This is a genomic window from Rickettsiales bacterium (assembly GCA_029252805.1).
Lineage (GTDB): Bacteria > Pseudomonadota > Alphaproteobacteria > Rickettsiales > JALZUV01 > JALZUV01.
On record JAQXAR010000027.1, the window covers coordinates 36,396 to 49,805 of the forward strand.

Sequence of the window (13,410 nt, forward strand, 5' to 3'; positions counted from 1 at the left end):
ATGAACTCCGCATTTTTGAAATTTACCGCCATTTAGCTACGCCGCATCTTCCTGCTGGCTTAACTCATCCAACATACGATTTAATTGTTTACGAATAATCTTCAGATGCTTCTCCGATGACATACGATGATCGCCATCATCCACTAACAGAGTGCGGACATCTTTACTGGCGAGTTTCTCATTCAATGTCATGGCGAATTCCCATGGCACATCCTCATCCTTCATGCCGTGCACAAGCATCACCGGGCAATTAATATCGATATTGCCATCAAGCACGAGATGCTCGCCACTTTCAGCAATCAGGTTCATGGTGATCTTATAAGGCTCTTCATCGTAGCAATTGGGGATTTCAATGACGCCTTTTTCGCGCATTTCAGTTTGCTGCTCCGGCGTAAATTTATCCCACATCAGTAATTCCGTGAAATCAGGCGCTGCCGCAATACCGAGCAAACCGGCGACTTTCTTCGGACGTTTGAGTGCGACAAGCAGCATCAACCAACCGCCCATCGACGAACCAACAAGGATTTGTGGTTTTCCGCCCGCAAGTTCATCCAGCACCGCAATCGCGTTATCGGCCCAACGACCGATCGTACCTTCAACAAAAGCACCGCCCGATTCACCATGACCAAAATAATCAAAACGAATGAATTGCTGACCACGCTCTTTACAGAACTCTTCCAAAGCCATGGCTTTACTGCCCGTCATATCAGAGCGGAAACCGCCTAAAAAGATAACCCCCGGTGTTTCACCGTCGGTTTTATGATACGCTATTTCACCCCCATCAGGGCATTTGAACATCTGTGGCTTCATTTTTACTGGTATCTTTCTTATCTAATCAGTAACAGTGTTGCCATTGTTGAAGGTAAATGAACGGTTAATCAATAGTAATTATGGTTAAAGTACTCCAAGTGCTCCCCGAGCTAGGTAGTGGCGGCGTTGAACGTGGCACGGTTGAAGTCGCACGCGCATTGCAAGAGTCAGGCTCACAGGCTTTAGTCGCCTCTGCAGGCGGCGTCATGGTCGATGAACTAACCCGATACGGCGCCACGCATTTCGAACTCCCACTCACCAGCAAAAACCCATTCACTATGTGGCAAAACGTGCTACGCCTAAGCGAGATCATCAAACGCGAGAAAGTTGAGATCGTCCATGCACGTTCGCGCGCGCCGGCTTGGTCGGCTTATTATGCCGCCAAACGCACAGGCGTTCCCTTTATCACCACCTTCCACGGCGTTTATAATGGCTACGGCAAAGGCTTAAAGCACCGCTATAACGAGATCATGACCCGTGGCGAACGTATCATCGCCGTTTCCAATTTCGTCGGCGAACACGTCGCCAAAGAATATGGCGCTTCCTCTGATATTATCCGTGTAATTCATCGCGGCGCCGATGTGGAATATTTCCATCCAGAGAAAAGCAGCGGCGTACGCACGATGGATCTCTGCCAAAAATGGCATCTGCCGGAAGGGCTTCCTGTTATCCTACTGCCTGGCCGCCTCACCCGTTGGAAAGGGCAACATGTGCTGCTCAAAGCACTCAGCCAGCTACCGCATCGCCAGTTTTATTGCGTACTCCTAGGCGAACAAGGCAAACACCCTGGCTATAAACGCGAGTTAGAAAAACTTGTCGAAAAATATAAACTACACGGGCATGTCCGCATGGCCGGCACCTCACGCGATATGCGTGATGCCTATAATGTGGCTGATGTGGTTATCTCGCCGGCCATAGAGCCGGAAGCTTTTGGCCGTGTGCCGGTCGAGGCGCAAGCGATGGGAAAACCAATCATTGCCACCTCGCATGGCGGTGCGATGGAGACCGTGATGACTGGCGAGACGGGAACGGGATGGCTCGTGCCTCCCGGAGATTCTAAGGCACTCTCGCAAGCGATTGAACAAGCCCTCATGCTCGATGAGAATTCAAAGCAAGCTCTCGCCCAGAATGCACGTCAACATGTGGTTGCAAACTTCAGTACCGAAGCCATGTGTAACAAGGTACTTGGCGTGTATGACCAGGTGATTAAAGATCGAAAACTAGTGCCAAAAGCCGCTTAAATTTTTACCTCATGCAACGAGCCACCTTCGACTGAAGAGGTCCTGACTTGCTCTTCACACCCGATCATGATCGCTTCAGGAGTCGCTTCACCAATCATATGGAAAGCAATACTAATTTCCGGATCTACACGTTTCCCTGTATCCAAAATCACTGGCATCGAAGCGGCTGACCAACGTAAACGGTTCAGCACCAAACGTGCTGATTCAGGCGTTATTTGCATCAGAATAAGCCCTAAAGCCTGCCCTGAAAACAAACCCACCGTATCTTCAGTACGCAAACGCTGCGCACAAAGCTGTCCAAGATGCTTCAACACCTGATACGGCACCTGCGCGCCCATCATCGCCGAAAGTTCTGCCGTATTATCTAACTGCAATACTGCAAAACAAGCCGTTGCTTCGCGCTTCTTGGCAAAAAATTGAAATAGCTCAAGATCCTTCATAAGCGAGGAACGGTTAGGTAGCCCTGTTTGTTCTTCGAGCACTTCATGCCCACGGAAATTCTCTTTCAGAACCTCCTTAAAGCCATCATTTTCCAGAGCCACACGCTCATCTTCCAACACAAGGTGGAAAGTTGGATTAGAGTCCATCACCTCTGAACGCACGACACGTAGGCGAAATTCTTGCATCGCACCGTTTTTTGTTTTTAAGCTGAGCTTGCGCACGCGCATCAACGCATCGGCCACATCATCTTGTCCTACAACAAAGTGGATACGCTCATCCAAAACCTCACGTAAATTATCATCAACAAGCTCGTGCAGGCGCTTACCCACCACTTCCTCGCTACTGTAACCTGTGATCTTCTTGGCTTGCTCGTTAATAGCGGCAACCTCAATGCGTTGCGCATTATTATCCTGACACACGATCAAAACCGCGTCATGACGACGATAAGTGTTTAACATAGATCAATCCTTCGTTGCTCATCCAGCTGTATCACTATAAACATTAAATTGTTAAAAACGGGTTAAAAAACAAAATGAACGACCATAAGAAGCGATTACGTTACCAAAGCTGGCACCGAGGCTGCAAAGAGACCGATGATATTCTCGGCCCTTTCGCCGATGCATGGCTACCTAAGGCCGAAGATATAAGCGCCTTTGAAGCCCTTTTAGAGGAAGATGATTGGGATATTTACCGCTGGCTGACCGACGCCCAAGCCAAACCCGAAGAACACAAATCCATCATCGCCGAGATTCAAACCTTTCAGATGGCTAAAGTAAAACTCAAGAATGCCTAACCACTTTATCTATTCAGACACCCCTAAGGAGGCGGAGGCCTTTGTTGCGGCTCGGGTGAGTCATGAGTCGGCTAAGCCGGTTTTATTCGTTGCGCCTAATGATCGCGAGATGGATTTAGCGGTGCAGCAGCTTCAAGCCTTTGCGAAAAGCGCGGTCATCCTGCCCTTGCCGGCATGGGATTGCCTGCCTTATGATCGCAGTTCGCCGAAACATTCTTTGATGGCGCAAAGGCTCTCCACGCTGTCGCATATTTTAAACACACCGCCGGGCAAGCGTCTGATTATCGTCACGACGATTAATGCGCTCACACAGAAACTCCCGCCGCGCAGCTCGATTGAGCATGCGACGCTCTTGCTGACTCAAGGCTCGGACCTCAACCGCGATGCGCTGATGCGTTACTTGGTCGCCAATGGCTATACGCGCGTGAGTAAGGTGATGGAACCCGGCGAATTTGCCCTACGCGGAAATATTATTGACCTCTTTCCGAGCGGCTATGAACATGGCTGTCGTATTGATCTGTTCGGCGATGAGATTGAATCAATCCAAGGATTTGATCCGCTCAGCCAGCGCTCCGATAAGAAGGAAATTGGGGAGATCACCCTGCACCCTGTGAGCGAAGTGCTACTTGATGAGAAATCTATCGAACGCTTCCGCGATAATTACCGTGAAAGCTTCGGCGCAATTAGCAAACCGGATCAACTCTATAATTCCATCAGCCAAGGCCATACGCACCCGGGAATGGAACATTGGTTGCCGCTATTTTACGGGCACCTCGACACGCTCTATACTTACCTGCCGGATGATGTGATTACGATATTCGCGCATCAAACCGAAATTGCCCGCACGGACCGATGTGAGGTGATTGACGATTATTTCCAAGCACGTAGTCAGATGATTATCCGTGACGCGGCGATCTATCACCCGCTCCCCCCCGCACGGCTTTACGTGATGGAGGATGAATGGCAAGTGCTCACCCATAATATTCAGCACATCACCCTCTCGCCCTTTTCGGATGCGAAAGGTGCCAGCCAAGCCATCAAACAGGGACGTGAATTTTCCGGTGAAAGACGCGATGGCAAGAACCCGTTCGAGTTTGCAAGAACGTATATTCAGCAACAGATTAATGATGGCAAGCAGATCTTTATCGCCTCTATCTCTGATGGCTCGCAGGAGAATTTAAAAGAGAAACTGACACTCGCGGCCAAAACAAAAATCGTGACCGTGCCGCTAGCGCGCGGGTTCGTTTCGAACAGAGTCGCTGTTATTTCGGAGCAAGATATCCTCGGCGAGCGCCGTGTACAGAAACGTACAAAGCGCAGAACCTCCGAACAGTTTTTCGCCGAAGCCGCCAACTTCACCGAAGGCGAATTGGTCGTGCATAAGGAAAATGGCATTGGCCGCTTTGAAGGACTTGTCACCGTCGAAGCAGGAGGCATAAGCCATGATTGCCTCAAGCTCGTTTACGCTGAAAACTCTCGCCTGTTCCTGCCGGTTGAAAATATTGATATCATCACCCGCTACGGCGATGTAGGTGACGGCGATGGCGAAAACTTGCTGGACAAACTCGGCGCGAGTAACTGGCAAAACCGTAAAGCACGCCTCAAAGAACGCATCAAAATGGCAGCGGAAGAATTGCTGAAAATTGCCGCGAAACGTAATATCGCCAAAGCGCCGATTCTCAGTCCCGCAGAAGGACTCTATGACGAGTTTTGTCGTCGCTTCCCTTTTGTCGAAACCGAAGATCAGCAGAGTTCTATTGATAATGTTTTGGAAGATTTTAGCACAGGCCGTCCGGCAGATCGTCTGATTTGCGGCGATGTTGGATTCGGCAAAACCGAAGTTGCATTACGTGCTGCATTCGTTGCGGCGACGGCGGCTGAAGGTGGCGTGCAAGTTGCACTGATCGCGCCAACCACCCTACTCGTTCGCCAACATGTTAAAACGTTTCAGGAACGTTTCAAAGGGCTTCCGATTGAAATTCGCCAACTGTCTCGTCTCGTCAGCGCGAAGGAAACTAAACAGACCATCGAGCTTATTGAACAAGGAAAAATCGATATTGTGATCGGCACGCATGCACTACTGGCCGAACGCATTAAGTTCAAAGATCTTGGCCTACTAATCGTCGATGAAGAACAGCACTTTGGCGTAAAACAAAAAGAAAAACTCAAAGCGCTACGCAGTAATATCCACGTCATCACCCTTTCTGCGACGCCGATTCCGCGCACCTTGCAGATGGCGCTGACCGGCGTGCGCGACCTCTCGCTTATTACGACTCCGCCCGTTGATCGCCTTGCCATTCGCACCTTCGTGTCGCCTTATGATCCGGTTATGATCCGCGAGGCACTGTTGCGCGAATTCCATCGTGGCGGCCAGAGTTTTTATGTGACCCCTTATATTAAAGATATTGCCGAACTCAAAAACCGCATCACCGATCTAGTGCCGGAAATTAAAGTCATCGTAGCCCATGGGCAGATGCCAGCCAGCGAATTAGACACACTGATGAATGACTTTTATGAAGGCAAATATGATGTACTCATGTCGACCAGTATTATCGAATCCGGTATTGATATCCCAACTGCCAATACGCTGATTGTCAACCGCGCGGATCGCTTTGGCTTGTCGCAACTGTACCAACTTCGCGGGCGTGTTGGACGAAGCAAAACCCGTGCTTACGCTTACCTCACCTTGCCGCATAACAAGCATTTCACCGCCAATGCGATGCGCCGTTTAGAGGTCATGCAAACGCTTGATACGCTCGGCGCAGGCTTCACCGTTGCCAGTCACGATATGGAAATTCGCGGCTTTGGGAATTTAGTGGGCGAAGAACAGTCCGGTCAAATCCGCGAAGTAGGTGTGGAACTTTACCAACATATGTTGGAAGAAGCCGTACAAAAAGCGCGCAAGGATAAGACCGCCGAGGAATCTGCCGCGATCCAAGATTGGAGCCCGCAAATCAAGCTCGGCCTATCGGTACTTATTCCGGAAGAGTACGTCTCTGATCTCGATTTACGCCTCGGCCTTTACCGCCGTGCGGGCACGCTTAGCAGCAATGAACAAATTGATGATTTCGCGTTGGAGCTGACCGATCGCTTTGGGAAATCACCTGAAACGGTTGAGCATTTCCTCGAAACGCTGCGCCTCAAGCTTCTTTGTCGCGAGGCGAAAATTGAACGTATTGATGCCGGGCCGAAAGGGATCGTCCTCACCTTCTATCAAAATAAAGTGAATAATCCGCAAGCACTGATGGAATTTATCAATCAGCATAAACAACAAATTAAAATCCGCGCCGATCAGAAATTGGTCATGACCTACGATGCACGCCATCGCCAACAATCGCAGCGCTTGGCGTTCTTACATCAGATATTAGAGAAATTGGCGAAGCTAAATAGCCCTCGTTCAGATAAAGCGGCTTAGCCACCTAATAAAGTCGTCGCCGAGGCCGCTTTCAGTTTATCCTCTTCAACTTTTTCAACATTACTTGCCGCAGGCGCATTTCCTAGAATTTTATCGATCGGAGCTTTGGCACCCACTGTATCCAGTACTTTATCTAACGCACTTTCTTTTCCCTCAGGCGCGGTGATACCAACCGTATCGGTCATCTTCTGCAAGGTGTTTCGTTTTTCTTCCTGTGGATGGGGTCTCTGAGCCGCCGCTACGGGCTTTGTTGGCACCGAGACAATAGGCGCTACGGGTGCAGGAGGCTTCGCCGCCGCTTCCGCGCGTGTTTTCAACATTCCCGCCGAAAGGTCGCGAATCATATTATATTGTAGTTCTTGGGCTTGCACTATGAGTTGCTGATTTTTAATCGACAGCTCCTCTCCTTGCACCGCTATTCCTTCAATTTCTTTTTTGATGGGTTTGCTTGTAAATTGATCAGCAATTGCACCACCAGCCAAAGAGGTTGCCACCATGGTTGCAATTCCTCCCCCCCATTTTTTCCAGCCCTTATCAAGTCCTTTTAACCATTTTGCATGAACACCATAGGTTGCTATCGCACCCACAACCACGCCGATAACTGTGCTGATCATTGTACTTTTCTTAAGCTTGTTTTCAGCCAAATCCGTTGCTTTATTGCCCATCTCTTCAAGCTTTTGGTTTAGCTGATCGCTCTGCGCTATAACCCCTTCAATCGCCGCCTTGAACTCATCGGGCTGCAAACCATATTCGCGCATAATACCGTTGCGCTCTTTTTCGCGAGCCGGGTCTTGTAACTCAAAAACATTATTCAACACTTCTGCGGCCATCTTTTGATGCGCTGGGTTATTCGCATCCAAGCCGGTTTTTTGCACGATATCGAGCAGCAGCTTGGTCTGCATTTCTTGAGCCGCTGCCTGTTCGGTTTGGGCTTGCATATTCGGGTCGTTTTGTGTGTTTTCCATACTCCTAATATAGCAAAGCCAATTGAGCGCGTGTGTTACAGTTTTGTGAAGATATCATCATCGCGGATGTCGCGCCGCTAATCCAGAGTCTCCTGCCGTTAGAACCTCTAAGATTGCCTCGTCGATACCACAGCATTCCTCGCAATGATAAATTGTCTAAAATCAGCTCTTGCAGCGGGTTTGAGAGCTGGTATAGATAGGCAATGGAATTACAATTAGACGGCAAGAGCGGGGCAACCGCCGCCAAACAAGAGACTTACACCGCGGATGACATTGAAGTCCTCGAAGGATTAGAGCCGGTTCGCATGCGCCCCGGTATGTATATTGGCGGCTCAGATGAGAACGCCATGCACCATCTGGTGAATGAGGTTTTCGATAACTCAATGGATGAAGCCGTAGCCGGTCACGCCTCGCGTATTGAAATTAACTTACAGCCTAATAACGTCATTACGATCAGCGATAATGGTCGCGGAATTCCGATTGGCAAGCATCCTAAATTTCCAGATAAATCTGCGCTCGAAGTGATTTTAACCACCTTGCATTCTGGCGGTAAATTTTCCTCTAAAGCCTATGAGACTTCTGGCGGTTTGCATGGTGTTGGAATCTCGGTAGTCAATGCCTTGTCCGACCATTTAGAGGTCGAAGTCATCCGCGACAAGACCCTGCATACACAAAAATATAGCCGCGGCCATGCGAAAACGAAAATCGAAAAAGGCGGCACGATTGCCAATCGCAAAGGGACCTCGATCACCTTTCATCCAGATGAAGAAATTTTTGGCGATGCGGCGAAATTTCGCCCTGAAAAACTTTACCGTTTTGCACGCTCTAAAGCCTACCTTTTCCGCGGCGTCGAAATCCGCTGGACCTGCGATGAGTCACTTTTACAAGAAGGCAGCAAAGTTCCCGCGAAAGATACAATTCAATTCCCCAATGGCTTGGCTGATTTCCTCGAAGAGAAAATAGGAAAATCGCCTTTAGCCACGCCAAATGCTTTCACCGGCACAGCAGAGTTGGCAGATGGAATGGGACGCGTGGAATGGGCGATCACTTGGCCGGATACAGATGAAGGCTTTGGTCGCTCTTACTGTAACACCGTAAGCACTCCTGATGGCGGAACCCATGAGAGCGGAATGCGTGCTGCTCTGAGCAAGGGAATCAAAGCTTACGGCGAAATGGTAAATACTCGCAATCTCGCAAAAATTACGGCGGACGATATTTCAGGGTCTGCTTATATGTTGCTCTCGGTTTTCATCAAAGATCCTCAATTCCAAGGGCAAACCAAAGATAAGCTTGTGAGTGCGGGCGCCACCAAATTGGTCGAAAATGCCATTCGCGATCCGTTTGATCACTGGCTCTCTGACGATGCCGCACAGGCGGGTAAATTAATGGAATTCATCCAAATGCGGATGGAACATCGTATGAACCGTAAGAAACAAAAGGATACGGCGCGTAAAACCATCACCCAGCGCTTACGCCTGCCGGGCAAGCTTTCCGATTGCACCCGCAGCAACCGCGAAGGAACTGAAATATTTTTGGTTGAGGGTGACTCAGCTGGCGGTTCTGCCAAACAAGCGCGTAACCGCGAGACTCAAGCGATCTTACCGTTGCGTGGTAAAATCTTGAACGTGGCGTCTGCTACCGCCGAAAAGATTCGCGCCAATAACGAGATTTCCGACATGCTGCAAGCGCTCGGCGTCGGCACTGGGAAACATTATCGCGAAGATGATCTACGTTACGATAAAGTCATCATCATGACCGATGCAGATGTGGATGGCGCGCATATCGCCGCGCTTCTGATGACTTTCTTCTATCAGGAATTGCCATGGCTGGTGCGCCAAGGGCACCTCTATCTTGCCCAACCTCCCTTATTTCGCGTCACGCATAAAGGCAAAACCTTCTACCCTGCAGATGAAGCCGCAAAAGATGCGATGGTGGCTGAACTAACCGCCAAAGGTGGAAAACTCGATGTGGGGCGTTTTAAAGGTCTCGGTGAGATGACCGCGCCGCAGCTAAAAGAAACCACCATGTTGCCGCAAAATCGACAACTTCTTCAGATCGAAATCGCCGAAGATGATGAAGATGCAACCGAAGAACGTGTCAACGACCTCATGGGCAAAAAGCCGGAACTTCGCTTCAAATTTATCACCGAACAAACCAGCTTGCACGGCGATAAACTGAAAGATGCACTGGACGTTTAGTCCAGCCAGCACCATGCATTATGATAGTATTATTGTTGGCGCCGGCGCGGCAGGGTTATTCTGCGCGATGGAAGCTGGCAAGCGCGGGCGCAAGATTTTACTCATTGATAAGTCGAAATCAGCCGGAGATAAAATTAGAATCTCAGGCGGCGGACGTTGTAACTTTACGAACATCCACACCACAGCTAACGACTATCTCTCGCAAAACCCTCATTTCTGCAAATCTGCACTGGGGCGCTATACACCCGCTGATTTTGTCGAACTGGTTGAGAAACACGGTATTGCCTATCACGAGAAAACCCTCGGTCAGCTCTTCTGTGATGGTTCTTCAAAAGAGATTATTCAAATGCTCTTAGATGAGTGTGAGGCAGCAAACGTCACGGTCCAATTGCAAACAGAAGTTAATAAAATTGAGAAATTGGAATCAGGGTTCTCAATCCAAACAAACCGTGATGAGACACTCACATGCGAGTCCCTTGTGATTGCTACGGGTGGCCCTTCCATTCCCAAAATGGGTGCGACTGATTGGGGCTACCGAATTGCCAAACAATTCAATTTAGCGGTCATTGAGCCCCGCGCAGCACTGGTGCCCTTTACGTTAGAGGAAAAACTACTCAACAAATTAAGGCCTCTCGCCGGTGTCTCCTTCAATGCGATCGCCAAAACCAATAACACCTCCTTTACAGAAGGTATGCTCTTCACGCATCGCGGATTAAGCGGCCCTTCTATTTTGCAAATCTCTTCTTATTGGAAAGATGACGACACGATTAGCCTCAACCTACTTCCGGAAGAAAACGTCCTAGAGTTGCTCAAAGAAAACCGCGACCAAAACCCCAAACAAGAGATTCAAACCTGTTTGCAGAATTTATTACCCAAACGCGTTGCTCACTATCTTTGCGAAGAATATGGTTACGCTGGAAAGCTTGCTGAGCAAGGCAATAAAGCACTGGAAGCGATCGCCAAACAAATTCAAGAGTGGAATATCACGCCGAATGGAACCGAAGGCTACCGCACAGCGGAGGTGGCCCTGGGCGGTGTCGATACGAATGAGATTTCCTCCAAAACCTTTGAGAGCAAGAAAGTCAGCGACTTATATTTCATCGGTGAGGTGGTCGATGTCACTGGTCATTTAGGGGGCTTCAACTTCCAATGGGCATGGGCGAGCGGGTACGCCGCTGGGCAATATATTTAAACGCTGAGCTTATCGCACAAGAATAACAACGCCTCTGAGCAATCAAGCGTGTTGTCTGTTTCGGGGCACATAACCGCGTAACCTGAATCAGGAGATTCCGCCTCTATATTCGCTCCATTACAGGCAAGCACTTGTCCTTTTTTAACAAACTCGAACGCTTCGATCACTTTGCGTAAACGTAACTCATCGCAATTCTGCGGCAAGAAAACCGCTTGCTTACATTGATAATAAGCAATCTCTTTGGTCCGATCTGAAGGTTGAAAGTCCTCAACCAATCCCATGCAATGCAAGAATGCGAGAGAAACATCGATCGCCCGCTGTGAAGCTTCTAAACATTCATGCTGCCCGCACTCTGCAAGAATTTTCACCTTTGCTTGTTCCGCATATTCGATCAAAAACTTACCACTAATATGTTTGTGAATATCGGCAATCACATTTTCAAATGGAAAGACCGCATCCCTCACCAATTCAGCACTGGTTTCATCCACACATAAAAGCATGGGAGGCGCATCTGATGAGGTCGAGTGCAAATCGAGCACTCCATCTACTTGCTGTAAAATAGGGAGTAATTCGGCGGCGCGCTGAAACTCATAGACCTGACTCCCTGCGAGTTCATCTAGCTCTGGCAGACGATTAAGATTCTTATCAATATAGCGCGAGTCTTCTTTGGCATCCGAGCAACCAGCATTGAAATAACATTCAGCCGCTTTCGGGTTCGCAACGACAAAATAAATTTTTCCTCGGAGTAGAGTCAAATCGGATAATAAATACTGAAATGCCGCCAGCCCAACGGGTTCATTACCATGCGTGCAGGCAAGGAGTGCCGCCGATGGCCCTGACACACCGGAATCAACTTCGACCACATAGGAAACTCCATGCGTTCGCGCATTTGCAATCGTATGCAGGGTCGATTTTAAGGGAGCAATATGATCAGCCATTTACGCAAAGTAGCGTGTTATGACCTGTTCGTAAATATCTGTAAGCTGCACGAGGGTCTCAAGCGATACATTTTCATCCACATGATGTGCTCTTCGGCCTGTCGTACCAAACTCAACGACAGGACAATAGTCTTTGATAAAGCGCGCATCGGAGGTTCCACCGGTCGTCGAAAGTTCCAACTCACGCCCCGTAATTTTCTGGCTCACCTCTTGCAAAATACCCGTCAGACGGTTGGGGGCACTGTGAAATGCTTCGCCGGTCACCGTCATCTCTAAATCAAACTTCTCAGCTTCATCTTCACAAATCGTACGTATCCATTTTTGAATTTCCACGTAAGGGCGGCTATCATTAAAGCGTACATTAAAGCGTGCGGAAGCGTGCGCGGGAATCACGTTAAAAGCGGGATTTCCAATATCAACAGATGAAACTTCTAAATTACTTGGCTGGAAATAATCGGTTCCCTCGTCAATCGCCTCCGCTTTGAAACGGTGCAGAATGCGCACAAGCTTCGTAATGGGGTTATCCGCCAATTGTGGGTAAGCGGCATGTCCTTGCGTACCTTTGACCATCAGTTCGCAATTCATGCTACCTCGACGACCAATCTTCGCCATCTCGCCTAAATGATGCGGATTAGTCGGCTCACCGACGAGGCAAATATCAATCCTCTCGCCCTTCTCTTCCATCCATTGCAGCATTTTCTTAGTGCCGTTAATGGCAGGCCCTTCTTCATCCATCGTGATGAGAAAGCTAAGTGAGCCACCAAATTTGCCTTGGTTAGTTTCAACGAAACGAGAAACTGCCGCAACGAAGCAAGCAATCGCGCCCTTCATATCCTCGGTACCACGCCCGTAAAGATACTGATCGCGAATTTCACCGACATAAGGATCGACGCTCCAAGCGGCACTATCGCCGATCGGCACTACATCTAAATGCCCAGCATAACAAAGATTAGGCTCCGCATCGCCTAAACGCGCATAGAGGTTCTCAACCGATTCCGTATTTTCATCATGAAACGTCTCACGCCAAACCTTAAAGCCTAGCGACTCTAACGCCTCTTGTAGCACCGTCATTACACCTGCTTCTTGCGGCGTGGTTGAGGGACAACGAATTAAATCCTGTGCAAAGGAAACCGGATCAATCGACATGCGAAGCTTCAGGCTTTTTGCTGTAAAGGACTTTCATCGTCAAAATCGAAATGATCATCAACAAGCTAATACTGTTACATAGCATCAACGGGATATCTGATTTGAGGATTCCATAAAACAACCACAATGCAACACCGGTTGCTAACGCGCAGTACATCCCCAATGAGATTCCTGTTACATCCTTAGAGCGATAAGTGTGCAGCACCTGCGGAATATAACAAACCGTGATAGCAAGCGTTCCGAGATAACCGATAATTTGGGCAAGTTCCAT

Annotated in this window: 11 protein-coding genes; 5 read left to right on the top strand and 6 right to left on the bottom strand. The window is 48.9% G+C overall.

Going from position 1 to position 13,410, the window contains the following annotated elements:
* Positions 1 to 36: 36 nt before the first annotated feature.
* Positions 37 to 810: an alpha/beta hydrolase gene (locus P8P30_06010; GenBank protein MDG1287104.1), complete on the bottom strand. Its 774-nt coding sequence runs from the start codon at positions 808 to 810 to the stop codon at positions 37 to 39.
* A gap of 80 nt (positions 811 to 890) precedes the next feature.
* Between P8P30_06010 and P8P30_06015 the strand changes: the two genes are divergently transcribed.
* Positions 891 to 2,051: a glycosyltransferase family 4 protein gene (locus tag P8P30_06015; protein MDG1287105.1), complete on the top strand. Its 1,161-nt coding sequence runs from the start codon at positions 891 to 893 to the stop codon at positions 2,049 to 2,051.
* Here the strand turns inward: P8P30_06015 and P8P30_06020 are convergent.
* Positions 2,048 to 2,950, bottom strand: a complete 903-nt coding sequence (locus tag P8P30_06020) for a diguanylate cyclase (GenBank protein MDG1287106.1) — start codon at positions 2,948 to 2,950, stop codon at positions 2,048 to 2,050. The two genes, P8P30_06015 and P8P30_06020, sit on opposite strands and share 4 nt — an antisense overlap.
* 74 nt (positions 2,951 to 3,024) lie before the next feature.
* Here P8P30_06020 and P8P30_06025 point away from each other — a divergent pair, with 74 nt between their 5' ends.
* Both P8P30_06025 and mfd read left to right on the top strand, forming a co-directional pair.
* Positions 3,025 to 3,285: a succinate dehydrogenase assembly factor 2 gene (locus P8P30_06025; GenBank protein ID MDG1287107.1), complete on the top strand. Its 261-nt coding sequence runs from the start codon at positions 3,025 to 3,027 to the stop codon at positions 3,283 to 3,285.
* Positions 3,278 to 6,700, top strand: a complete 3,423-nt coding sequence (mfd, locus tag P8P30_06030; GenBank protein ID MDG1287108.1) for a transcription-repair coupling factor — start codon at positions 3,278 to 3,280, stop codon at positions 6,698 to 6,700. Before P8P30_06025 ends, mfd begins: the two co-directional genes overlap by 8 nt.
* On the opposite strand, the gene P8P30_06035 is transcribed toward mfd, so the two are convergent.
* Complete coding sequence (locus P8P30_06035) at positions 6,697 to 7,665, bottom strand: hypothetical protein (protein ID MDG1287109.1); 969 nt, start codon at positions 7,663 to 7,665, stop codon at positions 6,697 to 6,699. The two genes, mfd and P8P30_06035, sit on opposite strands and share 4 nt — an antisense overlap.
* Before the next feature lie 203 nt (positions 7,666 to 7,868).
* On the opposite strand from P8P30_06035, the gene parE reads away from it, so the two are divergent.
* Positions 7,869 to 9,863: a DNA topoisomerase IV subunit B gene (gene parE, locus P8P30_06040; GenBank protein ID MDG1287110.1), complete on the top strand. Its 1,995-nt coding sequence runs from the start codon at positions 7,869 to 7,871 to the stop codon at positions 9,861 to 9,863.
* Positions 9,847 to 11,055, top strand: a complete 1,209-nt coding sequence (locus tag P8P30_06045; protein MDG1287111.1) for an NAD(P)/FAD-dependent oxidoreductase — start codon at positions 9,847 to 9,849, stop codon at positions 11,053 to 11,055. Before parE ends, P8P30_06045 begins: the two co-directional genes overlap by 17 nt.
* Here the strand turns inward: P8P30_06045 and P8P30_06050 are convergent.
* The 3 genes from P8P30_06050 to P8P30_06060 are packed head-to-tail and all read right to left on the bottom strand — an operon-like array spanning position 11,052 to position 13,410.
* Positions 11,052 to 11,993, bottom strand: a complete 942-nt coding sequence (locus P8P30_06050; GenBank protein MDG1287112.1) for a succinylglutamate desuccinylase/aspartoacylase family protein — start codon at positions 11,991 to 11,993, stop codon at positions 11,052 to 11,054. The genes P8P30_06045 and P8P30_06050 overlap by 4 nt on opposite strands.
* Entirely contained in the window at positions 11,994 to 13,139 is a 1,146-nt protein-coding gene (dapE, locus tag P8P30_06055) for a succinyl-diaminopimelate desuccinylase (protein ID MDG1287113.1), read from the bottom strand.
* Positions 13,129 to 13,410 carry a SemiSWEET transporter gene (locus tag P8P30_06060; GenBank protein MDG1287114.1) on the bottom strand — a complete coding sequence of 94 codons (282 nt, stop codon included), beginning with the start codon at positions 13,408 to 13,410 and terminating at the stop codon, positions 13,129 to 13,131. Before P8P30_06060 ends, dapE begins: the two co-directional genes overlap by 11 nt.

Excerpts from the sequence above, each read along its gene's own strand:
- P8P30_06010 (MDG1287104.1), bottom strand. The coding sequence starts at position 810 with ATGAAGCCACAGATGTTCAAATGCCCTGATGGGGGTGAAATAGCGTAT.
- P8P30_06015 (MDG1287105.1), top strand. The coding sequence starts at position 891 with ATGGTTAAAGTACTCCAAGTGCTCCCCGAGCTAGGTAGTGGCGGCGTT.
- P8P30_06020 (MDG1287106.1), bottom strand. The coding sequence starts at position 2,950 with ATGTTAAACACTTATCGTCGTCATGACGCGGTTTTGATCGTGTGTCAG.
- P8P30_06025 (MDG1287107.1), top strand. The coding sequence starts at position 3,025 with ATGAACGACCATAAGAAGCGATTACGTTACCAAAGCTGGCACCGAGGC.
- mfd (MDG1287108.1), top strand. The coding sequence starts at position 3,278 with ATGCCTAACCACTTTATCTATTCAGACACCCCTAAGGAGGCGGAGGCC.
- P8P30_06035 (MDG1287109.1), bottom strand. The coding sequence starts at position 7,665 with ATGGAAAACACACAAAACGACCCGAATATGCAAGCCCAAACCGAACAG.
- parE (MDG1287110.1), top strand. The coding sequence starts at position 7,869 with ATGGAATTACAATTAGACGGCAAGAGCGGGGCAACCGCCGCCAAACAA.
- P8P30_06045 (MDG1287111.1), top strand. The coding sequence starts at position 9,847 with ATGCACTGGACGTTTAGTCCAGCCAGCACCATGCATTATGATAGTATT.
- P8P30_06050 (MDG1287112.1), bottom strand. The coding sequence starts at position 11,993 with ATGGCTGATCATATTGCTCCCTTAAAATCGACCCTGCATACGATTGCA.
- dapE (MDG1287113.1), bottom strand. The coding sequence starts at position 13,139 with ATGTCGATTGATCCGGTTTCCTTTGCACAGGATTTAATTCGTTGTCCC.
- P8P30_06060 (MDG1287114.1), bottom strand. The coding sequence starts at position 13,410 with ATGGAACTTGCCCAAATTATCGGTTATCTCGGAACGCTTGCTATCACG.